Source organism: Lysobacter enzymogenes, from assembly GCF_900106525.1.
In the GTDB taxonomy this organism is placed as follows: Bacteria; Pseudomonadota; Gammaproteobacteria; order Xanthomonadales; family Xanthomonadaceae; genus Lysobacter; species Lysobacter enzymogenes.
This window is the reverse complement of record NZ_FNOG01000002.1, coordinates 467,533-491,228: the sequence shown is the minus strand read 5'-3', so window position 1 is coordinate 491,228 and position 23,696 is coordinate 467,533. Positions and strand designations below refer to the sequence as shown.

The 23,696-nt window shown below is 69.6% G+C and carries 23 protein-coding genes and 1 pseudogene; 11 read left to right on the top strand and 13 right to left on the bottom strand.

Features of this window, described 5'->3' with window-relative positions; genetic code table 11:
- The first annotated feature begins 5 nt into the window (after positions 1 to 5).
- Positions 6 to 1,172, top strand: a complete 1,167-nt coding sequence (locus BLU84_RS06410; RefSeq protein WP_074864164.1) for a PilT/PilU family type 4a pilus ATPase — start codon at positions 6 to 8, stop codon at positions 1,170 to 1,172.
- 66 nt (positions 1,173 to 1,238) lie between these two features.
- On the opposite strand, the gene BLU84_RS06405 is transcribed toward BLU84_RS06410, so the two are convergent.
- Complete coding sequence (locus tag BLU84_RS06405; RefSeq protein WP_074864162.1) at positions 1,239 to 2,138, bottom strand: hypothetical protein; 900 nt, start codon at positions 2,136 to 2,138, stop codon at positions 1,239 to 1,241.
- A 394-nt stretch (positions 2,139 to 2,532) separates the two neighbouring features.
- On the opposite strand from BLU84_RS06405, the gene BLU84_RS06400 reads away from it, so the two are divergent.
- Genes BLU84_RS06400 through BLU84_RS06390 form a run of 3 tightly spaced genes read left to right on the top strand, consistent with a single transcriptional unit; the run spans position 2,533 to position 5,862 of the window.
- Positions 2,533 to 3,693 carry an ATP-grasp domain-containing protein gene (locus BLU84_RS06400; RefSeq protein ID WP_074864160.1) on the top strand — a complete coding sequence of 387 codons (1,161 nt, stop codon included), beginning with the start codon at positions 2,533 to 2,535 and terminating at the stop codon, positions 3,691 to 3,693.
- Positions 3,690 to 4,802: a GNAT family N-acetyltransferase gene (locus tag BLU84_RS06395; protein ID WP_139174720.1), complete on the top strand. Its 1,113-nt coding sequence runs from the start codon at positions 3,690 to 3,692 to the stop codon at positions 4,800 to 4,802. Before BLU84_RS06400 ends, BLU84_RS06395 begins: the two co-directional genes overlap by 4 nt.
- A 46-nt stretch (positions 4,803 to 4,848) precedes the next feature.
- Positions 4,849 to 5,862, top strand: a complete 1,014-nt coding sequence (locus BLU84_RS06390; RefSeq protein ID WP_074864156.1) for a Rieske 2Fe-2S domain-containing protein — start codon at positions 4,849 to 4,851, stop codon at positions 5,860 to 5,862.
- 15 nt (positions 5,863 to 5,877) lie between these two features.
- On the opposite strand, the gene BLU84_RS06385 is transcribed toward BLU84_RS06390, so the two are convergent.
- Together BLU84_RS06385 and BLU84_RS06380 are read right to left on the bottom strand one after the other, a co-directional pair.
- On the bottom strand, positions 5,878 to 7,698 hold the full coding sequence (locus tag BLU84_RS06385) for a DUF4153 domain-containing protein (protein WP_074864153.1): 1,821 nt from the start codon (positions 7,696 to 7,698) through the stop codon (positions 5,878 to 5,880).
- 536 nt (positions 7,699 to 8,234) lie between these two features.
- Positions 8,235 to 8,780, bottom strand: a pseudogene (locus tag BLU84_RS06380) (DNA-3-methyladenine glycosylase I); the annotation flags it as partial.
- A 50-nt stretch (positions 8,781 to 8,830) separates the two neighbouring features.
- Here BLU84_RS06380 and BLU84_RS29010 point away from each other — a divergent pair.
- From BLU84_RS29010 to BLU84_RS06365, 4 genes are read left to right on the top strand one after another with little or no spacing between them, the layout of a single operon-like run.
- Positions 8,831 to 9,142, top strand: a complete 312-nt coding sequence (locus BLU84_RS29010; RefSeq protein WP_484502533.1) for a DUF6053 domain-containing protein — start codon at positions 8,831 to 8,833, stop codon at positions 9,140 to 9,142.
- 9 nt (positions 9,143 to 9,151) lie between these two features.
- The gene (locus tag BLU84_RS06375) at positions 9,152 to 9,718 is read left to right on the top strand and encodes a YqgE/AlgH family protein (protein WP_074864150.1); all 567 of its coding nucleotides are present in this window, start codon (positions 9,152 to 9,154) and stop codon (positions 9,716 to 9,718) included.
- Entirely contained in the window at positions 9,715 to 10,203 is a 489-nt protein-coding gene (gene ruvX, locus BLU84_RS06370; protein ID WP_074864147.1) for a Holliday junction resolvase RuvX, read from the top strand. Before BLU84_RS06375 ends, ruvX begins: the two co-directional genes overlap by 4 nt.
- Positions 10,204 to 10,240: 37 nt before the next feature.
- The gene (locus tag BLU84_RS06365) at positions 10,241 to 11,176 is read left to right on the top strand and encodes an aspartate carbamoyltransferase catalytic subunit (RefSeq protein ID WP_074864145.1); all 936 of its coding nucleotides are present in this window, start codon (positions 10,241 to 10,243) and stop codon (positions 11,174 to 11,176) included.
- A gap of 127 nt (positions 11,177 to 11,303) precedes the next feature.
- On the opposite strand, the gene BLU84_RS06360 is transcribed toward BLU84_RS06365, so the two are convergent.
- Positions 11,304 to 12,059: a carboxylesterase family protein gene (locus tag BLU84_RS06360; RefSeq protein ID WP_074864144.1), complete on the bottom strand. Its 756-nt coding sequence runs from the start codon at positions 12,057 to 12,059 to the stop codon at positions 11,304 to 11,306.
- A gap of 235 nt (positions 12,060 to 12,294) precedes the next feature.
- On the opposite strand from BLU84_RS06360, the gene BLU84_RS06355 reads away from it, so the two are divergent.
- Positions 12,295 to 12,849: a hypothetical protein gene (locus tag BLU84_RS06355; RefSeq protein ID WP_139174716.1), complete on the top strand. Its 555-nt coding sequence runs from the start codon at positions 12,295 to 12,297 to the stop codon at positions 12,847 to 12,849.
- Positions 12,846 to 13,994 (top strand): XVIPCD domain-containing protein, encoded by a 1,149-nt coding sequence (locus BLU84_RS06350; RefSeq protein ID WP_074864140.1) that lies wholly within the window; start codon positions 12,846 to 12,848, stop codon positions 13,992 to 13,994. The genes BLU84_RS06355 and BLU84_RS06350 overlap by 4 nt, the downstream gene beginning before the upstream one ends.
- Before the next feature lie 78 nt (positions 13,995 to 14,072).
- On the opposite strand, the gene mgtE is transcribed toward BLU84_RS06350, so the two are convergent.
- Entirely contained in the window at positions 14,073 to 15,434 is a 1,362-nt protein-coding gene (gene mgtE / locus BLU84_RS06345) for a magnesium transporter (RefSeq protein ID WP_074864138.1), read from the bottom strand.
- 384 nt (positions 15,435 to 15,818) lie between these two features.
- On the opposite strand from mgtE, the gene BLU84_RS06340 reads away from it, so the two are divergent.
- Entirely contained in the window at positions 15,819 to 16,979 is a 1,161-nt protein-coding gene (locus BLU84_RS06340) for a serine hydrolase domain-containing protein (RefSeq protein WP_074864136.1), read from the top strand.
- A 19-nt stretch (positions 16,980 to 16,998) separates the two neighbouring features.
- Here BLU84_RS06340 and ptsP read toward each other — a convergent pair whose 3' ends face one another.
- From ptsP to hpf, 8 genes are all read right to left on the bottom strand, one after another.
- Entirely contained in the window at positions 16,999 to 18,717 is a 1,719-nt protein-coding gene (gene ptsP / locus BLU84_RS06335; protein ID WP_074864134.1) for a phosphoenolpyruvate--protein phosphotransferase, read from the bottom strand.
- Positions 18,718 to 18,731: 14 nt separating this feature from the next.
- Complete coding sequence (locus tag BLU84_RS06330) at positions 18,732 to 19,001, bottom strand: HPr family phosphocarrier protein (RefSeq protein ID WP_074864132.1); 270 nt, start codon at positions 18,999 to 19,001, stop codon at positions 18,732 to 18,734.
- A 117-nt stretch (positions 19,002 to 19,118) separates the two neighbouring features.
- Positions 19,119 to 19,511, bottom strand: a complete 393-nt coding sequence (locus BLU84_RS06325; RefSeq protein ID WP_074864130.1) for a PTS sugar transporter subunit IIA — start codon at positions 19,509 to 19,511, stop codon at positions 19,119 to 19,121.
- 229 nt (positions 19,512 to 19,740) lie between these two features.
- Positions 19,741 to 20,058, bottom strand: a complete 318-nt coding sequence (locus tag BLU84_RS06320) for a hypothetical protein (RefSeq protein WP_074864128.1) — start codon at positions 20,056 to 20,058, stop codon at positions 19,741 to 19,743.
- A 466-nt stretch (positions 20,059 to 20,524) separates the two neighbouring features.
- A complete protein-coding gene (gene rapZ, locus BLU84_RS06315) occupies positions 20,525 to 21,382 on the bottom strand; it encodes an RNase adapter RapZ (RefSeq protein ID WP_074864710.1) in 858 nt (285 codons plus the stop codon).
- A gap of 65 nt (positions 21,383 to 21,447) precedes the next feature.
- A complete protein-coding gene (gene hprK / locus BLU84_RS06310; protein ID WP_074864126.1) occupies positions 21,448 to 22,398 on the bottom strand; it encodes an HPr(Ser) kinase/phosphatase in 951 nt (316 codons plus the stop codon).
- A 101-nt stretch (positions 22,399 to 22,499) separates the two neighbouring features.
- Complete coding sequence (locus tag BLU84_RS06305) at positions 22,500 to 22,964, bottom strand: PTS sugar transporter subunit IIA (protein WP_074864124.1); 465 nt, start codon at positions 22,962 to 22,964, stop codon at positions 22,500 to 22,502.
- A gap of 54 nt (positions 22,965 to 23,018) precedes the next feature.
- Positions 23,019 to 23,354 (bottom strand): ribosome hibernation-promoting factor, HPF/YfiA family, encoded by a 336-nt coding sequence (gene hpf, locus BLU84_RS06300; protein WP_074864123.1) that lies wholly within the window; start codon positions 23,352 to 23,354, stop codon positions 23,019 to 23,021.
- Positions 23,355 to 23,696 lie beyond the last annotated feature (342 nt).

Here is a 23,696-nt window from a genome sequence, read left to right as displayed (position 1 = left end):
GCCGCATGAACACGCCCGCTCCGACCAATCCGACCACCGCCTCCGGCGCGATCGATTTCACCTCCTTCCTCAAGCTGATGGCGCACCAGCGCGCCTCCGACTTGTTCATCACCGCCGGCATGCCGCCGTCGATGAAGGTGCACGGCAAGATCGCGCCGATCACCCAGAACCCGCTGACGCCGCAGCAAAGCCGCGACCTCGTGCTGAACGTGATGAGCCCGCAGCAGCGCGAAGAGTTCGAAAAGACCCACGAGTGCAACTTCGCCATCGGCGTCACCGGCGTCGGCCGCTTTCGCGTGAGCTGCTTCTACCAGCGCAACCAGGTCGGCATGGTGCTGCGCCGGATCGAGACCAAGATCCCGACCGTCGAAGAGCTGAACCTGCCGCCGATCATCAAGACGCTGGCGATGACCAAGCGCGGCATCATCATCTTCGTCGGCGCCACCGGCACCGGCAAGTCGACCTCGCTGGCGGCGATGATCGGCTACCGCAACCAGAACTCGACCGGCCACATCATCACCATCGAAGACCCGATCGAGTTCGTGCACCGCCACGAGGGCTGCATCATCACCCAGCGCGAAGTCGGCATCGACACCGACAGCTGGGACGCCGCGCTGAAGAACACCCTGCGCCAGGCGCCGGACGTGATCATGATCGGCGAGGTGCGCACCCGCGAAGGCATGGACCACGCCATCGCCTTCGCCGAAACCGGCCACCTGGTGCTGTGCACGCTGCACGCCAACAACGCCAACCAGGCGATGGACCGCATCATCAACTTCTTCCCCGAAGACCGCCGCCTGCAGCTGCTGATGGACTTGTCGCTGAACCTCAAGGGCGTGGTCGCGCAGCAGCTGATCCCGACTCCCGACGGCAAGGGCCGCCGGGTGGCGATGGAGATCCTGCTCGGCACCCCGCTGGCGCAGGACTACATCCGCGACGGCGAGATCCACAAGCTGAAAGAGCTGATGAAGGACTCCGTGCAGCTCGGCATGAAGACCTTCGACCAGGCCCTGTTCGAGCTGTACCAGGCCGGCGAGATCAGCTACGAAGACGCGCTGCGCTACGCCGACTCGCAGAACGAGGTGCGCCTGCGCATCAAGCTGGCGCAGGGCGGCGACGCGCGGACCTTGTCGCAGGGGCTGGATGGGGTTGAGGTGGCTGAGGTGCGGTGAGCGCCCGGTCGCATCGAGACGCTTGTTCGAAGAGGCCAGCGAAAGCTGGCTTCTTTTTTTATGGCGTCAGAACTGTCCCTTGGCGTGGACGCCGAAGTAGCCGCTGGTATCGCCCGTGCGCAGATCGACGCTGCCGCGGCCGACGAAGCCGACATTCAGGCCGTTCTGGTTCATGTCCAGCGCGCCTTCGCCGTTGAGCCGGTTAACGCCTTGGCGGTCGGCGCTGACGCCCAACTGCACCGAGCCGCTCCAGCCTTCGGCGATGCTGCGGGTGAGCTTGCCGCTGGCCGCGGCGTTGTCGAAGCCCTGGTTGTTGAAGGTCGCGCTGGCGCTGAAATCGAAATCGGCGAGGTTGCCCAGCGTGGTCTTGCCGGCGAGGGTGGCGCTGTAGTTCGGCGTGGAGTTCGGCCCGAACGGGCCCAGCGTCGTGCTCAGGCTGAGGCTGTCGAAGCTGTTGTTGAAGCTGACGCTGGCGAAGCCGGTCACGCTGGCCGGCGCGATGTCCATGCGCGCTTCGATGCTGGCGTTGAAGTCGCCGACATGGTTCAGGCCGAGATTGATCGAGACATCGCTGAGCGACGCGGCGGCCACCGCGGCCGGCTCGTTCGGAGTGATGCTGAAGCTCGGCGACCAGACGTTGGTTTCGATGCTCGCCGGCACCGCCGGTTTCTGGGCGATGTCGGCGTAGGTGGCCGCGGTCGGCACGCCGCCGAGGGTGGGGAACGAGGCCAGGTTGGGCACCGTGTCCACGGGGATGGCGCTGAGTTGCGAGATCGTCGCTGGCGAAATGCTCAGGTCGACCGGCGCGGCCTGGACCGGATCGACCGCGGCGGCCGCGACGGCGTCGGCGGCGGCCTTGTCGGCGGCGGCCTGCTGCGCGGCGGCGGTTTCGGCCGAGCGTTGCGCGGCGTCGGATGCGTTGCGCGAGGAATCCGAACCGGAAACTCCGTTGCCTGCGTCTGCCATGAGAACACCCTCCTGGGGGCGCGCCCGGCCGGGGCCGGGTCGCGGCGAAAGCGCTTTTCAGGCCGACCCTAGCAAGCTCGCGCGGCCTGAAGGTACCTGGGGCGCGCCCCAGCCCTGAGGCGCGGCGGGCGGCCGATTAATTTGGTAACTAATTGAAAAATCGTGGTTTTAAGGCGAAAGGCGCGAGCGGCCCGATGCGCCCGACGACGAACGGCAGGCGCGGCGGCCAGCGATGCAGACCGTTTCGCTCGCCTGCGACGCCGCATCGCGGCCGCGTTGCCGCGCCCCCGGGCTTGCTAACCCGCGCCCATGCTTCGATCCTTGCCGGTCCGCACGATCGACCGCCGCGCGTCAGCGCCGCGATCGCTCAGCTTCCGCCACGCACCGCCGCCGCATGCCCACTGTTCTCGTCCTCGGCGCCCGCGCGCCGGCCGCACTGGAAATCGCCCGCCGCTTCCGCGCGGGCGGGCGCGCCCGGGCCATCGTCGCCGACAGCGTGTCGTGCCGGCTGTCGGGCTGGTCGAACGCGGTCGGCGCGAGCCTGCCGATCGCCGGCCCGCGCTTCGACGCGGCGCAGTTCGCCGCCGATCTCGCTCGCATCGTCGCCGAGCACCGCATCGACCTGATCGTGCCGACCTGCGAGGAAGCGTTCTGGCTGTCGCGTTACCGCAGCGCGCTGCCGGCGTCCGTGCGCGTGTTGGTCGACGGGTTCGACACACTGCGCGAGCTGCACAGCAAGCTGCGCTTCCTCGAACTGGCGCGCGGCTGCGGTGCGAACGTGCCCGACAGCGCCGCGGTGCGCACGCTCGAGCAAGCGCGCGAGTGGGCCGCGGGCCGGCCGCTGGTGCTCAAGCCCGAGTACTCGCGTTTCGGCGTGCATGTGCGCTTGTATCCGCAAGGCATGCCCGCCGACGCGGCGCCGCTGCCGCTGGCGCAGACCTGGGTCGCGCAGCGCTTCCACGCCGGCACCGAGCTGTGTTCCTACAGCGTTGCCGATCGCGGCCGCCTGCTCGCGCACTCGGTGTATCGGCCGGCGTACCGGCTCAACCGCAGTTCCAGCTTCTATTTCGAGCCGGCGCCGAATGCGGCGATCCGCGGCTTCGTCGAGCGTTTCGTCGGCAAGATCGGCTACACCGGCCAGATTTCGTTCGACTGGATCGTCGGCGAGGACGGCGGCGTCACGGTGCTGGAATGCAATCCGCGCGCGACCAGCGGCGTGCATTTGTTCGGCGCCGAAGACGATCTGCCGGCGGCGCTGCTCGGCGCGGACATCGCCTGCGTCGATGCGCGCCCGGCGCGGCCGCGCATGCTCGCACCGGTGATGCTCGGCGCCGGACTCGCGCAAGCGCTGGCGCACGGGCGCGCGCGCCAGTGGCTGCGCGACTGGCGCCGCGCCGACGATGTGCTGGCGGTGCCCGGCGACCGTTCGCCGCCGCTCGGCGCGCTGGCCGATCTGGGCGCCTATGCCGCCACCGCGCTGCGCCGCGGCGGCGGGTTGCGCGAGGCGGCGACGCGCGACATCGAATGGGACGGCGAGGAGTTGCCGGAGCTGTGACCGCGCCGGCCCGCAGCGACGACGAATTCGCCCGCCGCGTGCAGGCGTTCGAACGCATCCACGCCGGCGTCGACTCGCGCGAACTGGTCGCCAACCTGGCCACCCGCGCGGAGTTCCTCGACGACGGCGCGCGCCGCTATCCGGTCAGCGTCGACGACGGCGACATCGACGGTAACGCCTGGGTCTGCTCGCCGCGCACCACTTACGGCGATTACGCCACCGAAGAGGCCGTGCGCTACGCGCCGTCCGCCGCGGCGCCGCTGCTGCGCGCCGGCGGACGCGGGCTCGACGGCTGGCTGCGCCGCGCCGGCATCGACCGTGCGGTGGCGATCAACAACTGGTGGCTGTCGACCAATCTGTATCCGCAGTGGCGCCCGGGCAGCGCCGCGCGGCTGTTGCGTGGCGCGCTGCAGCGCTGGCCCGATCGCGCGGTGTGGCTGCGTTCGCTCAACCGCGACCAGCACGCCGATTGGTTGGCCGAGTGCGAGGCGCTTGGTTTCGCGCTGATTCCGAGCCGGCAGGTGTATCTGTTCCGCGATGTCGCCGCATCGGCGCAGCGCCGGCACAACCTGCGCATCGACCTGAAGCTGGCCGCGCGGCAGCCGCGGCGCGCGCGCGACCAGGACATCGGCGAGGACGACTACGCGCGCATCGCCTGGCTCTACCAGAGCCTGTACATGGACAAGTATTCGGGGTTCAACCCGCGCTACAGCGAGCGTTTTCTGCGCGAGTGGCACCGCGCCGGGCTGCTGCGCTTCGACGGTTTCCGCGACGAGGCCGGGCAGCTGATCTGCATCGCCGGCGTGTTCGGCTTCGGCGGCACCTTGACCACGCCCATCGTCGGTTACGACACCGCTCTGCCGCAGCGCATGGGGCTCTACCGTTTGCTCACCGCGACCACGTTCGAGCGAGCCATCGCCGAGGGCGACACGGTCAACTTCAGCGCCGGCGCGGCTGGGTTCAAACGCCTGCGCGGCGGCGAGGCCAGCATCGAATACAGCGCGGTCTACGCCCGTCACCGGCCGGCGCGCACGCGCCGCGCGCTGGCGGCGTTGTCGCTGCTGACCCGGCGGGTCGGCGTGCCGATCATGCGAAGATTCGGGCTATGAAGCGCAAGCACCGAGCCGCCGTCGCCATCGCCGCAGCGCGCCGCGCATGAGCGGCTGGCATCCCTCGCATCAGTCGCGCTGGTTCGCCGCGCTGTGCGGCGAGCGCCTGCGCGCCAAGCCGGTGGCGGTGAGCCTGCTCGACCGGCCTTACGTGCTGGCGCGCGACGGCGCCGGCCGCGCGTTCGCGCTGGAAGACCGCTGCCCGCACCGGCACGCGCCGCTGTCGCAGGGAACCTGCCGCGATGGCGGGCTGGCGTGCCCGTACCACGGCTGGCGCTTCGATGCCGAAGGCCGGCTGCGCGACATTCCGGGTCTGCCCGCGGGAGGCGCGCTGCCGCAGGTGCGCGTGCGCCGCGCCGCGGTGCGCGAGCACGACGGCCTGATCTGGCTGCGCGCCGACGGCCGCGACGAGGGCGAGCTGCCGGCGATGGTGCGGCGCAATCCGCCCGGTTCGCGCCGCTTCCTGTGGCAGACCCAGTGGCGCGCGCACGTGGTCGATGCGATCGAGAATTTCCTCGACCCGCTGCACACCCACTGGATCCATCCGGGGCTGGTGCGCCGCGGCGCCGCGCGGCAACCGACGACGGCGCGGTTCGCGCCGTCGGCCGAAGGTTTCGCGGTCGATTACCTCGGCCAGGCCCAGCAATCGGGCCTGTTGTACCGATTGTTCGAATCGCCGCGCGAAAGCGAGCGCGCGCTGTTCGATGCGCCGGGCAGCGCGCAGATCGAATACCGCTACCGCAACGGTGGGGCGGTGCGCATCAGCCTGCATTTCGCGCCGCACGATGCTGCCACCACTTCGGTGTTCGCGACCCTGCATGTGGAAAACCGCTGGGCGCCGGCGTGGCTGGTGCGCGCGCTGGTGTGGCCGCTGCTCAAGCGGGTCAACGACCAGGACGCGCGCATGCTGGCGCTGCAGTCCGACAATCTGCGCCGCTTCGGCGCGGTGCGCGGCGCTTCGACCCAACTCGACCTGGTGCGGCCGTGGGTCGAAGCGTTCTGGCGCGACGGCGCGCCGCCGGCGGACGCGGCGGCCAAAGACGTGGCGCTGATGCTGTAGCGCCGCGCTCGCGGATCAGCGCGCGCAGTCCTCGTCGCGGTCGCCGTCCTGGCAATGCCGGCCCGGACCCGGTTCCAGGCGCATGCGCTCGTTGCCGGCGCCGATGCGGATGTCGCCCCAACGCCGCGGAATCACCTCGACCCGGTTCGCGCGCACTTGCGCCTCGACCTCGCTGCCGCGCTGCGACAGATAGGTCTGGCCGATGCTGCGCCAGCCGCGCGGCAGGCGCGCGTAGGCGTTGCAGTTGGTGCCCCAGTCGTTGATCCGGCACAACAGGTATTCGGGCTGGCCGTCGCCGTCGAGGTCGGGCGTGGCCAGCACGCAGCGGGCGTCTTCGTCCTCGCAATTGGGCAGGGTCAGCTGGTCGGCGAGGGCCGCGGCGATCCAGGCCGGATCGATCGCGGCGACGCCGTCGGCGCGCAGCAGCGCGCGCAAGGCCTGCTCGCGGGTGCGGCCCTTGGCCGGCGTTTCGAGCTCGGCGCGGTATTCCCACGAACTCGTCGCTTTCATCGCGCGCTGCAGATTGGCGTTCGCGGCCGGCGCCGAGGCGGCGAAGCGCGGATCGGCCGCCAGGCTTTGCAGCGCTTGGTAGCCGCGGCGGCCGGCGTCGAAGCGCAGGTAGCTCAGGTCGAAGCGTTCCGGCGCGATCTTGCCGCTGCGCAACTGCGCGAGCTGCGAGCCGGTGCCGAGGCGGTGCGGGTCGAGCAGCCACGAGTTGGCCGCCACCGCCAACGCCAGCACCACCAGCGAGACCGCGACGTTGACCCGGCGCAGCCCGCCGAGCCAACCGTCGTTGCGGCGCAGCGCGGCGACGGCGTAGCCCAGCGCGTACAGGCTCAGCGCGCTGGCCGCCAGCGCCGCCCAGAAGCGCTCGCCTGTCCAGCCGTATTGGCCGATGCGCAGGCTCAGCGCGTACAGGCCCAGCGCGGCGTACAGCGGCAAGGTCAGCAAGGCCGCGTTGACCACCGCGCGCAGCCAGCGCGGATACGGCGGCGGCGCTTCGCCGTCCTGGTAGACCGCGTTGACGAACAGCACCACCGTCGCGATCAGACACATCAGGATCAGCGTCGCCGAGCGCGTCTTCCACAGCGCGTCCAGGCCGGTGAACGGCAGGCTGGCGACGAAGATCAGCGCAATCAGCGCCACCAGCGGCAGCAGGCCCTTGAAGATCGCGAACAGGATCTGTCGGGCGATCTGCACCGGCCGCTGCTGGGTGCGGCCGATCATCACGCCCAGGCCGATCATGATGCCGGTGGCCAGATGGGCGAAGCCGCGGGTGGTGAACAAGTCGGCGAAGAACTGGATGCCGATCAGCGCGAACAGCGCCGCGCACAGGCCCAGCACCGCCCAGCAGATGCCGACGAAGGCGGCGGTGAGGATCAGGGTCAGCGCGTTCTGCCAGCCGTGCTCGAACAGCTCGTGGTAAGGCGCGCACCAGCGGCCGTGGGCGAGGCGGCATTGCAGATAGGGCAGGGCGACGAACACAGCGATGGCGAGGCTGCAGGCGAACGGCGCCAGCACCGCGGCTTCTTTCAGGTCGGGCGCGCCGGTGGCGCTCCAGCCGGCCCAGATCGACAGCGGCAGGCAGATCGCGGCGACCAGGGCGATGTTGGTCCAGTAGCGCGCGTCGTCCAGGCGCTGCACGGTCAGCAGCATCGCGGTGGGGATCGACAGGGTCAGCGCGTACCAGGCGATCTGCAGTTCGAAGCCGAAGCCGGTGCCGGCGCCGACCCGTACGAGGTAGAGCAGCAGGCCTTGCAGCAGCGCGATCAGGACGATGAAGGCGCGGGTCTTGGCCGACAGTTCGACGGGGGCGGGAGCGGTGTGGGGCGTCATGCGGTTCCTTTGCATCGGCTCGGGCCGGCGCCGCAGGGCGGCGGGCCGGACAGGTTACTGCGGGCGAGGGTGGCGCGGCTGGGTGAGCGGGGGATGAAGTCGGGGTGATGGTGGCGCTGCGGTATGGCTCATCGCCGTGGCTGCGGCGGCTATCGAAACTTCGCCGTCATTCCGGCGAAAGCCGGAATCCATTTTGATCTGGCTTCGCTCGCAGCCTCGACGCAGCGACGGCAAAGGCAAAATGGATTCCGGCTTTCGCCGGAATGACGGGGTGGGGGAATGTCGCGGGACGAGTAAGCCGGATCGCGGCAGAGGGCGACTGACCGGAATCAATCCGAGCGCTTTTTCCCCGGCGTTCCCGGCAGTTTCTTCGCGGCGCGCTTATTCGCTGCGGTCTTCGTCGCGGCCGCTTTCGTCGCGACTTTCTTTGCGGCTGCCGCCGGCTTCGCGACGACCTTGACCACCGGCTTCGTCGCCTTCGTTGCGCCACCCTTCGCAGCCGCCGCGCCGCCACCCTTCGCCGCCGATTCGCGCACGCGCTTCCACACCGCCCCGATCTTGTCGATGCGCGCATACGCCGGACACGTCTCGCGATGCGCGCCCGGCAGATAGCTCAGGCTCATCAGGAACTCGTTGGTGATCTCGCCGCCGGTGAAGCGGAAGGTCTGCTTGAACAGCTTGATCCAGCCGGCCTTCTCGCGTGGGCGGCCCTCGTCCAGGACATGCGCGTCCAGCCACTGGGCGAAGCCGCCGTGGCTGGCGCGCATGCGCTGGATCACCTGGGCGTTGTGGATCGCCGCGTCGACCTTGAGCCGGTTGCGGATGATGCCCGCGTCTTCGAGCAGGCGCAGGCGGTCGGCTTCGCCGTACGCGGCCACGGCGTCGACGTCGAAGCCGTGGTAGGCGCGGCGGAAGCCCTCGCGCTTGCGCAGGATGGTCTCCCAGCTCAGCCCGGCCTGGTTGATCTCCAGGATCAGGCGCTCGAACAGGTCGGACTCGTCGCGCTGAGGGAAGCCGTATTCGCGATCGTGGTAATCGCCGTGGATCGGATGGCCGGGGGCGATATCGCAATAGCCGGACATGGGCAGCCTCGTGGCGGGCCGCGGACGCGGCGTGAGCGGGGATTGTCGCGGTGCGGCGGGCGCGAATCCAGGTCCATGGCTGGCCGGATTGCCCCGGCTCCCGAGTGCTGACAGCGGCGCTTGTGGGAGGGGCTTCAGCCCCGAAGCTGTTTTCTCGGATCGCCGCGCCTGCGAGGTCCGTCCCGATCGGAGCGCAGAGCATCGGGGCTGAAGCCCCTCCCGCAACCCTCTCCCACAAGCTCCTCCCACACGGCCTTCCCCTCAATCTCCCGCCATGCCCCAACCGTCCCGAATCGGCCGCATTTCGCGTTATGGCGACCTCGGCCCGCCGCTCGACCCCGCAGCCCGGCTCGGCACGCTAGAATGGCCCCATGCCGGTAATGCCCACGCCCCTCGCCAGTCAGGTCCTGATCGCGCTGCCCGCGCTGGCCGACACCAATTTCTCGCGCAGCGTCGCGCTGATCTGCCAGCACGACGACGACGGCGCGATGGGCATCGTGGTCAACCGTCCCTCGGAATACACCCTGGGCGAAGTGTTCGGGCAGATGGGCGTGGAAGGCGGCGACGAGGCCCTGCGCGCGCAGATCGTGCTGGCCGGCGGCCCGGTCCATCCCGAACGCGGCTTCGTCCTGCACGACGGCGGCGCGCGCTGGGATTCGACCCTGGCCATCACCGACGGCCTGTTCCTGACCACCTCGCGCGACATCCTCGAGGCGATGGCCAAGGGCGAAGGCCCGGACCACGCCATCGTCGCGCTCGGCTGCGCCGGCTGGGGTTCGGGCCAGCTCGAACACGAGATCACCGAAAACGACTGGCTGACCGCGCCGGCCGACGCCGAGCTGCTGTTCCAACTGCCGCTGGACGCGCGCTGGCATGCCGCGGCCGGCCGCATCGGCGTGGATTTCGCCCACCTGGCCGATTACGCCGGGCACGCATGAGCGCGAGCGCCCCCGATTCGATCCGACGCGACGGCACCGTCCTCGGATTCGATGTCGGCGCGCGCCGCATCGGCGTGGCCGTGGCCAGCGCGTTCGGCCACGGCGCGCGCGCGCTGGCGGTGATCGACGTGCACGGCGCCGGCCCCGACTGGGGCGCGATCGACCGCTTGCAGAAAGAATGGCGGCCCGACGGCCTGATCGTCGGCGACCCGATGACCCTGGAAGGCGGCGACCAGCCCGCGCGCCAGCGCGCGCTCGCCTTCGCCCGCCAACTGCGCGTGCGCTACAAGCTGCCGGTGGTGCTGGTGGACGAGCGTTCCAGCTCGGTCGAGGCCGCGCACCGTTTCGCCGCCGACCGCGCCGAAGGCCGCAAGCGCCGGCGCGACGCTGAGGCGCTGGACGCGGTGGCCGCCGCGGTGATCGTCGAGCGCTGGCTGGCCTCGCCCGACGACGCCACCCCGATCGATTCGATTCCGCATTCCTGAAACCGTCTTCCCCCGATCCGCAACGCCCAGCACCGTCATGACCACTTTCGTTTCCGCCCACGGCGGTTCGCGCCACCTGCTGAGCCTGCGCGAGGCCACGCGCGACTCGCTCGAAGCTCTGTTGATCCGCGCCCAGGCCTTCGCCGAAGGCCATTACGACCATCGCGCCCTGGCCGGCACCGCGGTGTGCACGCTGTTCTTCGAACCCTCCACCCGCACCCGCCTGAGTTTCCAACTGGCGGTGCAGCAGCTCGGCGCGCACGTGCTGAGCTTCGACGCCTCGACCTCGTCGACGACCAAGGGCGAGACCGCGCTGGACACGCTCAAGAACATCGAAGCGATGGGCGTGCGCGGCTTCGTCGTGCGCCATCGCGACGACGGCGCGGTCGCCGAGTTGGCCGCGCACGCGCGCCCGGGCACTTGCCTCATCAACGCCGGCGACGGCCGCAGTGCGCATCCGACCCAGGGCCTGCTCGACATGCTGACCCTGCGCCAGGCCAAGGGCAACGATTTCTCGCGCCTGCGCGTGGCCATCGTCGGCGACATCAAGCACTCGCGGGTCGCGCGCTCGGACCTGCAGGCGCTGCGCGCGCTCGGCACCGGCGAGATCCGCGCGGTCGGCCCGGCCTCGCTGTTGCCCGACGACGGCACCTTGGACGGCTGCAGCGTCGGCCACGACTTCGACGCCGCGCTGGACGGCGTGGACGCGGTGATGATGCTGCGCCTGCAGCGCGAGCGCATGGAAGAAGGGCTGGTGGATTCGCTGGAGGACTACCACCGCGACTACGGCCTGACCGTGGCCCGGCTCAAGCGCGCCGCGCCCGATGCGGTGGTGATGCATCCCGGCCCGATGAATCGCGGCGTGGAGATCACCGACGAAGTCGCCGACGGCCCGCAATCGCTGATCCTGACCCAGGTCGCCAACGGCGTCGCCGTACGCATGGCGGTGCTGGAAACCTTGCTCAAGGGTTGAGCGCGGGCGGCGCGGCGATTCGCGCGGCTGCGCGGATCGCCGGCGTTGCGTTCGATTTTCGAAGACGCGCGCCGCGATATTTCGCGATGCGTGCCTGTGCCGCGCCTTCGCTTCGCGTCGGCGCCGCTCAGCGGCCCGCCGACGCCGACGCCGCATCCGGCCGCCGCTGCGCGAACAGCCAGGTCCACAGCTCCTCGCTGGCATAGGCCGCATCCCAGGCGTTGTGGTCGGCCTCGGGGAATTCGGTGTAGCGCACCGGCGCGCCGGCGCGCTTGAGCGCGGCGACCATCTCGCGCGAGCGCTGCGGCGGCACCACGTCGTCCTGGGCGCCGTGGAAGATCCAGAACGGCTGGCCCTTCATCCGCTGCGCGGCGTCGTCCAGGCTCCACAGCCCGCCCAATTGCTCGACCCGTTCGCGATCGCCCGCCTTGGGCGCATCGAACCCGCCGCACACCGGCACCACCGCGGCGAAGCGCTGCGGCTGCATCAGCGCCAGATCGAAACTGGCGAAGCCACCCATCGACAACCCGGTCATGTAAGTGCGCGCGCGATCGCCGCCGAACTCGGCCTGCACCGCGTCCAGCACCGCCAGTGCGGTGCGGTTGAAGCGCTGCTGGTCGGCCTTGTCCTTGTGCATCTGCGGGAACGCCACGATCGCCGGGAAACTGTCCAGGCGCTCGCGGATCGCCGGCGCCAGACCGACCTCGACCTGCTTGCGATTGTCGTCGCCGCGCTCGCCCGAACCGTGCACGAACAAGATCAGCGGCGGCGTTTCGCCGCCGGCCGCGCGCGAGGGGATGAACACCTGATAGCGGTGGGTTACACCGTCGGCGAGCGAGAGTTCGCGGCTGACGAAGCGGCCGTGCGCGCGTGGATCGGTCATGGCGGAACCGGCAGGTGCGTGCGCCGCGATGGCGGCGTCGGGACGGGGCGCTGCGGATTGGCAGGCGGCGAGCAGGGTAAGAACGAGACAGGAAACTGCGATAGAGGACAGCATTTTCATCGGAAGTACGCCTTCTCTCAAAAGACTGATCGTGTCGCCGACGGGAGGCTGTGGGTTCGGGGATTTCGGCTGTGCTAGCGTGAAGTGGCGCCAGGATAGGAAGGGTTGAATATATATGCGCTCGACGTGTCTGCGTGCATCGCGACGGCATCTGGCTTACAGCCTTGCGTTGGCCTTCGCCGCCTGCGCCCTGATGTCTTGCAGTACGACGGGAGCTCGCGCACCTGAACAGCGCCAGGCCGCTGCGGATCCGGCCGGCTCGATAACCATCGAAAATTTGTTGCGCTGGCCGCTCGAGGGCGAAGCCGGCAAGCGCAGGGTCGACGCGGCATTACGACGGATCTTCGAAATGAAGCCGCTGCAAGCCCGGCAATTCTCCGGCGATGGTCCGGTAAAACTGTCCGACGGGAACGTACTGAGCTTCGCCTGGATCGCAGAGCTGAGCGGCCAGGTCGATATCGGCGTGGCAGGCGAGCCTTGCGTATCGCCCGAGCAGGCCGCCGGATGGATCGGTGCGCAAGCGGCGATAACCCAGGATGCGCACGGGCAAGACCGCGGGAAAACCTACCGGACGCAACGCGCAGGCAACTGGATCGAATTCACCACCACGCCCGCGACCTATCGTTGCATCGATTCGATCAACCTGTATCCGGCAAAGCCGCCGAAATGAGCGACGATGCCGAGCCGAAGCCGAGGCTGTCGCAGGCCCCGCAGTTTCGGCAAATGCCAGCGGCGATGCGCGAATGGATCCTCGAGTCGCCCAGCGCCACCTCGCAGTTCGACGGATTCTTCGCCCGGGGCGGCATCATCGATCAGCGGGCCGGCATCGGCCTTCCGTACTATTCCGCGGAGGATCCTCCCCGGATCGTCGTCGACCGGGGCGCTTGGAATGCGATGCTCGCGCCCGATGCTTCGCTCTGGCCGCAACGGCATATGTTCGGCACGCTCGCGCACGAAATCGGCCATGATCGCTTCAGCACCGGCTCGGTCCCGTTCGCCGGCGCCACTGCCGATGAATACGTGCGCTATCGCGCTGGCCTGGAAGCGAACGCCATTTTCAACGCGTTCCCGATCTTCAAGGAATTGGAGGCGGTTGCCGAGTTCAAGAGCAGCAAGCCGTTCGGTTCCATCGGGTATCTGAACGAAGTCGAGTTGGGCGTTCTCTATGGCGACTGGGAGGCCGGAAGGCTGGACGATGCCGCTGCCGTCGAACGGATCGCCGCGAAGGTGGCGGACGCGCCTTATACCTTGAACAATCCACCTGCGGACATGAATCGCGATGGTGCCCTCACCCACCGCGACGCCTATCTGCAGGATTACGCCAAGTACATCGAGCCCAAGCTGCAACAGGCGCCCGTGCCGGCTTCCTCGAACGGCCCAGGCGATGCGAAGCATCCCGATAACGGGTTGCTCGAACATTTGCGCGGGCAGGTGCGCGCATTGGACCGGCAGGCCGGAAAAGACTGGGATGAGGGAAGCGAAAGGCTGAGCGCCAGTGCGTTGGCGATGGCCAAGACGAAGGGCTTCACGTTGCTGGACGATCCGCAGCTCGCATTCAACCGCCCGACCGGCCAACTCGCGGCGGGCGAAGTGCTGCACCTGTTCCGGCAAGGTCCGAACGTGTCGCCGGATCCGGATGCCAATCGCATGCACATGCAAACGGCCGAGGCGCTTTCGATGCCTGCCGAGCAACGCTACCGACAAGCAGAAGCGATCGGATTGGCTCGGCTGGAGGAGCAGGCGCGGGTGGTGCAGCAAGAACCCGCGCGCGGCGTCGGCGATACCGAGAAAAGTGGTCCCGGGTTTACCCGGTAATCTGCGGATGCAGGGCAGAACCAATGGAGGCCGGAAGCATGTCCCGGTCGAGCCTCGCCTCCGGGCGCATGCGCGCGCTCAACGCAACAGAATCAACGTCGCCAACCCCAGGAAGCTCAAGAACCCCATCACGTCCGTCAGCGTGGTCAAAATCACGCCGCCGGCCAGGGCCGGGTCGAAGCCCAGGCGCTTGAGGGTGATCGGCACCAGCACGCCGCCGGTGGCGGCGGTGAGCAGGTTGATGGTCAGCGCGCTGCCGATCACGAACGACAGGCCGGGCTGGCGGAACCAGATCAGCACGATCAGGCCCAGGCCGATGCCGAGCACCAGGCCGTTGATCAGCGCCACCGACAGCTCCTTGCGCAGCAGCACGCCGACGTTGGACGCGCCGATCTGGCCCAGGGCGAGGCCGCGGATCATCAGCGCCAGCACCTGGGTGCCGGCGTTGCCGCCCATGCCGGCGACGATCGGCATCAGCGCGGCCAGCGCCACCAGCTTGGCGATGGAGTCTTCGAACTGGCCGACCACGCTGGCGGCGAGGAAGGCCGTGCACAGGTTGACGCTGAGCCAGATCAGGCGGCGGCGGAACGCGCGCCGGACCGGGCTGAACAGGTCTTCGTCCTCGTCCAGGCCGGCCGCGCTCAGGGCCTGGTGCTCGGCCTCTTCGCGGATGATGTCGACCACGTCGTCGATGGTGATGCGGCCGAGCAGGATGTTGTTGTCGTCCACCACCGGCGCGCTGATCCAGTCGTGGTCGGAGAACTGGCGCGCGACTTCGCCGGCGGTCTCGCCGACGTCGATGGCCGGTTGTTCGTCGTCGACCAGCTTGTTGATCGGGGTGCCGGGCTCGTGGGTCAGCAGCGCGGCCAGGGCGATGCGGCCCAGGTATTGGTGGCGGCGGCTGACCACGTAGAGGTGGTCGGTGTGCTCGGGCAGTTCGCCGCGCAGGCGCAGATAACGCAGCACCACGTCGATGGTGGTGTCGGCGCGCACCGTCACCACATCCGGGTTCATCAGGCGGCCGGCGGTGTCTTCCGGGTAGGACAGCACCTGCTCGAGCCGCTCGCGGTTGTCGCGGTCCATCGACTTGAGCACTTCGTCGATGACCGTGTCGGGCAGGTCTTCGACCAGGTCGGCCAGGTCGTCGATGTCGAGGTCTTCGACCGCGGCGACGATTTCGTCGGGGTCCATGTCCGCGAGCAGGCTTTCGCGCACTTCCTCGCCGACGTGGACCAGCACCTCGCCGTCGTCCTCGGGATCGACCAGCCCCCACACCACCTGGCGCTTGCCGGGCGGCAGCGATTCGAGCAGGTTGCCGATCTCGGCCGGGGAGAGGGTGTTGACCAGGCGGCGAACCGGCCCCAGACGGCCGCTGTCGAGCGCATCGGAAAGCAGGCGCAGCTGACGTGCGGTCTTGTCGTGGCGGACGGCTTCGGCCATGCGGTACTTCCTGGCGGGGGACGGATGCGGCCACGAAGCCGGCGGGATCCAACGAGTGCGCGGCATTATCGCCCGCAGCCGCGGCAAAGCCCAGTGACGATGGGGCCCGCGACGCCGGGCGCAGATGAACCGCGGCTGCGCGGCGGCGGCCGCGGCGCGTGCAGCGGCAAGCTGCATAGGGCTTGCGCGAGCGCAGCGGCGGTAGCGGCCGCCGCTGCGGGCAGCGAATCCGGCAGCGCCGCCGCCGAGCGTTTCAGCGCAAATGCAGCGCCGCGCGCGCGATCCGCGACGATGCGCAGAACGTGAGCGACAGTGAATCACCTCGCCGCGACAGCTCGCTAGACTCGCGCCCGGCCCGATCCGCGGGCGCTAAGGACAGCCGCCATGACCGCACCCGACCGGCAACGCGTCGGCGCACTGATCGCCCCGTTGTTCGAGCCCTTGATCGCGCCGCTGGACGTGGCGGAGAAGGGCAGAGTGCCCGGCGTGCTGGTCGGCGTGCTGCATCAAGGCCAGCGTTACTGCTACGCCTTCGGGCAAGTGCCGTTGCAGCAAGGCGGCAGCGCGGCGCCCGAGGACACGGTGGTGATGATCGCGTCCAACACCAAGGTGTTCACCGCGACCTTGCTGGCGATCGCGGTGCTGCAGTCGCGGGTCGAGCTGGACACGCCGGTGCGGGAATTGCTGCCGCCGGGCGTCGACATCCATCCTTACCTCATGGACCAGCCGGTGCGGCTGCGCCATCTGGCCACCCACAGCGCCGGCTTTCCCAAGGGGCTGTGCCCGCCGCGCGACGATGTCTTCGGCCACTATTCCTTCGATGCCGCCACGCGCTTCCTGCGCGAGTTCGAGCCGCAGTATCCGCCGGGGCAACAGTGGTGCTACAGCAATCAAGGCTTCGCCCTGCTCGGCGCGCTGATGTCGCACGTCCACCACGACTCGCCGCCGAGCGAGCCGGGCTGGGGTTCCAGTTATCGCGATTGGCCGCAGGTGGCGCGCCGGCTGCTGTTGGAACCGTTAGGCATGGCCTCCACCCAGGTCGAGCTGAGCCCGCCGGTGCGGACGAGGCTGGCCCAGTCCTACGGGTTGCGCCAGCCGGGGCAGCGCTATGAGCCGATCGGCGTGGGCGAGATCGACCCGCAGTCCGCGGCGATCGGCGCCGGCGCGCTGTCGTCGACCGTGCCGGACATGCTCGCCTTCCTCGCGCGCCAGATCGACCACGGCCCGGACGTACTCGGCCGCGCGATCGCCTCGACCCAAAGCCCGCAGGAGCCGCTCGGCCTGTGCATGGGATTGGGCTGGCAAGTCGGCGACGGCTGCCTGGCCAAGGACGGGCTGAAGTTGGGCTATGCCTCGTACATGATCGTGGACCCGTCTTGCCGCGTGGCGGTGTTCGCCTTCGCCAACGCCGAGGGCAGCGATCTGAACGGCGCGGCGCGCGCGGCGCTGGGCGCGCTGCGCGGATGCTCGGTGCAGTGGCCGCGGCCGACGCCGCAGCCCAAGCGCAAGCCGCAATGCCCGCCCGACGGGATGTCCGCGCGCTGAGCGTTGCGCGCGCCAGCGCTCAAGCGCTGGCTTGGCTCAGCCAACGTTCGATCGCCTTGCGGTCGCCGGCGCGCAGCAGCGCCGGCGCGCGCTTGCGCAGCGCTTCCAGGTTGAGGCCGCGGATCGCCCGGCGCAGCTCCAGCAGCGTGGCCGGGTGCAGGCTGAACTCCTCCAGCCCCAACGCCAGCAGCAGCGGCGCGAACATCGGGTCGCCGGCCATTTCGCCGCACACCGCCACCGGCTTGCCGCGCGCCTTGCCCAGCTTGATCACATCGCGGATCACCCGCAGCACCGCCGGATGCAGCGGCGTGTACAGGCCGGCCAGGGCCTCGTTGTTGCGGTCCACCGCGAGCAGGTACTGGACGAGGTCGTTGGTGCCGATGGAGAGGAAGTCGACCGCGCCGATGAAGGCCGGCAGCGCCAGCGCCGCGGCCGGCACTTCGATCATCGCGCCCAGCGGCACCCGCTCGGCGATCTCGTGGCCTTCGCGGCGCAGGTCGATGGCGACCTTGTCGAGCAGCGCGCGCACCGCGCGCACTTCCTCGCTGGCGCTGATCATCGGCACCAGCACCCGCACCGGGCCGTAGCCGGAGGCGCGCAGGATCGCGCGCAACTGGGTTTCCAGCAGGCCCTCGCGCGCCATCGACAGGCGCACGCCGCGCACGCCCAGCGCCGGGTTGGGCTCGTCGCGCAGGGCCAGGCCGGTCTTGTCGGCCTTGTCCGCGCCCAGGTCGAGGGTGCGGATGGTGACCACGCGGCCGGTCATGCCCAGCACCACGTCGCGGTAGACGCGGAACTGTTCGTCCTCGTCGGGCAGTTCGTTGCGCTGCAGGAACAGGAATTCGGTGCGGTACAGGCCGACGCCGGCGGCGCCGAGCGCGTGCGCCTCGGCCACGTCTTCGCGCGATTCGGCGTTGGCGTAGAGCTTGATGTCGACGCCGTCGCGGGTGATGGTCGGCTCGCGCCGCAAGCGGTGCAGCTGCTTGCGCTCGCGCGCCAGCTCGCGCATCCGCGCGCGGTGCGCGCGCAGGTCGCCGGCATCGGGCTCCAGGATCACCGAGCCGGTGGCGCCGTCGACCACCACCGCGTCGCCGTCGTTGATCTTCAGCAGCGCTTGCGCGGTGCCCACCACCAGCGGCAGGTGCAGGCTGCGCGCCAGGATCGCGCTGTGCGACAGCGCGCTGCCGGCGGCGGTGACGATGGCCATCACCCCCTGCGCCTGCAACTGCGCCAGTTCGGCCGGGGCGACGTTGTCGGCGATCAGGATCTCGCCGGCCACGCCCTGGGTGTCGTGGTCGCGCCGGTGCAGGGCGGCGTGGATGCGGCCGATGACCTGGTCGATGTCGTCCACGCGGCTGCGGAAATACGCGTCGTCCATCGCCTCGAACACCGAGGCGATGCGGTCGCGCTGCAGGCGCAGGGCGTAGTCGGCGGCGTAGTGGCCGGTGCGGATCAGCTCGTCCAGGCCCTGCAGCAGTTCGGGATCGTCCAGCAACAGGGTGTGCAGGTCGAGGAATTCGCCGACCTCGTGCGCGAGCGCGCCGTGCAGGCGTTCGCGCAGCACGTGGATCTCGCCGCGCACCGTGTCGATGGCCGCGTGCAGCCGCGCCAGCTCGCTGTCGACCTGGTCGCGGCCGATGCGCTCCTCGGCGACTTCCAGCGCGTGCGGCAGGCGCACCCGCGCGCGTCCGAGCGCGCTGCCGCGCGAGGCGCCGACTCCTTGGAATTCGTGCCGCATCCGCGCCTCCGGCCTCAGCTGTCTTCGTCGAAACGGCGTTCGAACAGGGCGGTCACGGCGTCGGCCGCGTTGGCCTCGTCCTCGCCTTCGATGCGCAGTTTGACGTGGGTGCCCTGGCCGGCGGCGAGCAGCATCACGCCCATGATGCTCTTGGCGTTGACCTCGCGGCCCTTGGCGGTGAGCGTGGCGTTGCTGCGGAACGCCGACAGCACCTGCACCAGCTTGGCGGTGGCGCGGGCGTGCAGGCCCAGTCGGTTGGAGACGGTGAGTTCGCGTTCGATCATGTCGGGGTCCTCAGGCAATGGTCAAACGCAGCGGGCGCGGATGGCGGGAACGGTAGTAATGCGGCTTGCGTCATGCGGTGTTCGGGCTTCCTGTCGCGGCGGCGGGCGCCGCGGGGGTCATGCGTCGTCGTGCAGCACGCCGTTGCGGGCGCCGGCCGCGGCGACCGCGGGCAATTGGTCCAGTTCCAGTTCGGCGTAGTTCATCACCCGCAGCAGCATCGGCAGGTTCAGCGCCGAGACCCGCCGCACCGGCGTGCCGAGCCGGGCCACGCGCGCGGCCAGGTTGCTCGGCGAAGCGCCGTACAGATCGGTCAGCACCAGCACGCCGTCGCCGCCGTCGACCCGGCGCAGGGCCGCGCTGGCTTGCGGCAGCAACTGGTCGAGATCGGCGTCGAACGGCACTTCGAACGCTTCGGTGCGCAGCGGCAGCGGATTCAACAGACGGCCGGCGACCTGCAGCATCGCGCTGCCGACTCCGGTGTGGGTGATGAGAAGGACGCCTACGGACATACCGTCAACTTAACAGAGCACGGTGACAGGCCGGAAGCGCCCGAACGGTCGATCGGCGTCCCCAGGCCGCTGTGCGGGGCGGCGGCGCGTGTCGGGCGTACGAAAATGCGCCGCCGGCGGTTGCGGATTCGGCCCGACGCGGTCCGCCATCGGGACGTGCGGGCGACGGCGCGCGGCGCGGACGCGACGAGGGCCGCCCGAAGGCGGCCCTCGCGGCGAGACGCGGCGCTTACTGCTTCGGCGGCGTCTCGGTCTGGCCCTTGTTCTGGCCTTCGTCCGGCGGCGGTTGGGTCGCGGCCGGGTCGGCCGGCGGTGCGGGGTTCGGCGCGATATCGGTGGCCGGAGGCGGCATGTCCGCCGGCGGCGCGGCATCGGCCGGCGGCGTAGTGTCCGCGGGCGCGGTCGGCGCCGGGCCGGCGGCCGGGTCGGGCGGCGGGGACTGCTCGGGCGGCTTGCAGGCGCCCAGCGCGACGGCGGCGAACGCGGCGCTCAGCGCCAGGGCCAGCGAGCGCGGTCGCAGGGTGGGGCGGATGTCGTTGCGGCTCATGTCGATCCTTTGCTGATTCGGGTCAGCGCAGTGGGAGTGGGGAGCGCGGTCGGCGCTCGTCGCTGCTGCAGCATGCGGATCATGGAGATCGTCTCGCGGCTGCGAATGCAGACGCAGCGGAGCCTGCGGTCTGCGATGCGCGCGGTGTGCGGCCCCGGTGCGGCTTCGAAACTACGGGGCCGCGTGCAAGCATCGCGGCACAGAGATGGGAAAATTTCGTAATGCGCGGGGTTTGCGCCGGCATGGCGGTGCGCGCCGATTCATGCGCGGCGATGCGATGCGGGAGTGGCGCGGAGCATCGCGCTTGCGTCGCGAGCGATGTTTCGCGGTCGCGGCTCGCGCCGCTCCTACAGCGGCTTCGGCTGCGACCTGGGCTGCCTGTAGGAGCGGCGCAAGCCGCGACCGCGGCAACGCGACTACGGCGAAAGCCCCACCAAACCCGCGTTACCGCCGCAGCGAGCCGAACTCAATCCAGCTCGCGATGATGCACCGCCACCTCATTCCACCCGCGCAACCGCGCATGCTCGGCCATGCGCTCGGCCAGATACACCGAACGATGGCGCCCGCCGGTGCAGCCGAAGGCGATGGTGGCGTAGCTGCGGGTGCTGTCGCCCTGCAGCCGCGGCAGCCAGGTGTCGAGGAACTGGCCGACTTGCTCTACGTACAGTTGCACGTCGGCCTGGGTTTCCAGGTAATCGCGCACGCCCGCGTCGCGTCCCGACAGCGGCCGCAGCGCCGGGTTCCAGTGCGGGTTGGGCAGGGCGCGCGCGTCGAACACGAAGTCGGCGTCGGCCGGCACGCCGCGGCGGTAGGCGAAGGATTCGAACAGCAGCGACATGCCCGCTTCCACGCCCAGACCGAACTCGGTGATGACGTGGCGGCGCAGCTGATGGATGTTGAATTCGCTGGTGTCGACGATGGCGTCGGCGATCTGGCGCAGCGGCTTGAGCACCTGCCGTTCCAGCGAGATCGCATCGGCCAGGGCCAGCCCGAACTGGCTCAGCGGATGGCGCCGGCGGGTATCGGCATAACGCTTGAGCAGCACCGCGTCGCTGGACTCGAAGAACACCAGGCGCGGATCGGCGCCGAGCGCGCCCACCGCCGACAGCCACTCGGGAATGTTGGCCAGGTCGCTGTGGCGGTTGCGCACGTCGATGCCGACCGCGAGCTTGGTCGGCATGCCGTCTTCGGCCTTGATCACGTTCTGCACGAACTGCGGCAGCAGCTCAGCCGGCAGGTTGTCGACGCAGTAGAAGCCCAGGTCTTCGAAGGTGTTCAGCGCCACCGACTTGCCCGAGCCGGACATGCCGCTGACGATGACCAAGGTGAAGCCGGCGGTCTCGGCCGCGTTGCCGGGCGTCGCTCCGGCCGGATTGGACGCCACGCCGCTCACGATTCTCCGCGCTCCAGGAAGTTGCTGTGCCGGGCGATGAACGCCGCGGCGGGGTCGAGGCCTTTCATGCGCAGGCTGTGCAGGCGCGTGGCCGCTTCGGTCAGCACCGCGAGGTTGCGGCCGGGCATGACCGGCAGGGTGATCATCGGCACGTCCAGGTCGAGCACGCGGCGCAGGCTGGTGTCGCCGGTCAGGCGCTCGATGCCGGTGGCCTTGGGCTCGCTCATCGGCTTGGTCAGGTGCACGATCAGGCGCAGGTACTTGTTGTTCTTGACCGCGGTGTCGCCGAACATCTGGCGGATGTTGAGCACGCCCAGGCCGCGCACTTCCAGCAGGTCCTGCAGCATTTCCGGGCAGGTGCCGTCGAGCACGTCTGGCGCGATCTGGGTGAACTCGGGCGCGTCGTCGGCGACCAATCGATGCCCGCGCGTCACCAGTTCCAGCGCCAGCTCGCTCTTGCCCGAGCCCGATTCGCCGGTGATCAGCACGCCGATGGAATAGATCTCCATGAACACGCCGTGCAAGGTGATCTGCGGCGCCAGCGCGCGCGCCAGATGGTATTGCAGGTGGTTCAGCAGTTCGTGCCCGCGCCGCGGCGACACCCACAGCGGCGTGTCGCTTTCTTCTGCGGCGATGCGCAGGTCTTCGGGGCAGGGCTGGTCCTTGCTGATGACCAGGGCCAGCGGCCGGTACTGGATGATCTTTTCGATCGTCTCCCAGCGCAGCCGCGAATCCAGGCCGTCGAGCCAGGTCAGCTCTTCGGTGCCGAGGATCTGCACTTTATTGGGATAGATCGCGTTGAGATAACCGGCCAGCGACGGCCGCCGCGCGACGGTGTTGACCGCTTCGACCAGGCGGCCTTCGCCGCGTTGGCCGGCCAACCAGCGCAGCGCCAGCTTCTCGCGCTGCTGCTCGAACAGTTCGCCTGCGCGGATGCTTTTGCTCATGCCGGTAGTTTACGGGATTGGAGATTGCACGCGCCGGCAGGCGGCCCGCTTCGCTGCGCCCGGCGCTGCGCAGGTCTAGTTCCGAAGCCGCGATTCCGGCGTCAGGCGGCGCTGCGCCGGCACTGCTCGAGCAGGCGCTGACTCAGCTCCGCCGCGTTCGGCGCGCTGCGCAGGCAGTCGCGGAAGGCCGGGTCGGCGAAGCGCTCGGCCAGTTCGGCCAGCAATTGCAGGTGTTGCTGCACGTGGTGTTCGGGCACGGCCATGGCCAGCACCAGATCGACCGGCTCGCCGTCGGCGGCGCCGAAGTCGACCGGCTGGGCCAGGCGCAGGAACGCGCCGCAGCCGGTTTCCAGCAGCGGCGAGCGTCCGTGGGGAATGGCCACGCCGTGGCCGATGGCGGTGCTGGCGAGGCGTTCGCGCTCGCGCAGGCCGGCGTCGAGGGCGGCGGCGGTGTGCGGGTCGCCGCCGGCGAGCAGGCGGGCGGCGGTTTCGAGCACCGCGTTGCGATCGCCGGGGTTTCCGAGGATCGCAACGCGCTCCGCGCTCAACAGGTCGTAAAGCGGCATGGCGGCAGGGTGTGGCTTGGCTAGCTTTGGCTGGCGCGGAGTTTACGCCTGAACTCAGCCGATTTCGCCGATTTCCCCGTTGCGGGCCAGGCTTTCGCCGCGGTGGTGGTCGACCAGCTTGCTCTTGTGCTTCAGCAGCAGGCGGTCGAGCTTGTCGGCGAGCAGGTCGATGGCGGCGTACATGTCGACGGCGGCGGCGTCGCAGTGCAGGGTGCGGCCGGCGAGATTGAGGGTGGCTTCGGCGCGATGGTCGGGCTTGTCGAGGCTGAGCTGGGTGCGGACGTCGAAAGGTTGGTCGAAATGGCGCTGCAGACGAGCCAGCTTGGATTCCACGTAGTCGCGCAAGGCTGCGGTGACTTCGATTTGCTGGCCGTGGGTTTCGATACGCATCTGGGGACCTCCTTCACGTCGCGGATGAATGCAGAACTGGGTTCCGCCCGGCCTTTGACCGGACCGAAACGGAACCGGGTGACGCCCTGGCCGGGACCACCGGACCAGGGAGTCCAGCATCGCACGCTGATGAGCCGGCGCAAGGGGCCGGCGTCGTGCTTTGGTCGTAGGTGCGCGCGAAGGCCTTGATCGGCCTGGGTTTTTCGAACTGTGTAAAGTTTTTGCAATGGCGATGGACGCAATCGGCATAAGCCGCGGCGCGGTCGCGTCGAGCGCTGAGAAGCCCGTGTTGCTGAGAGGCCCGTACTGCTGAGAAGCCCGGGCGACGGGCCCGGCGTGGAC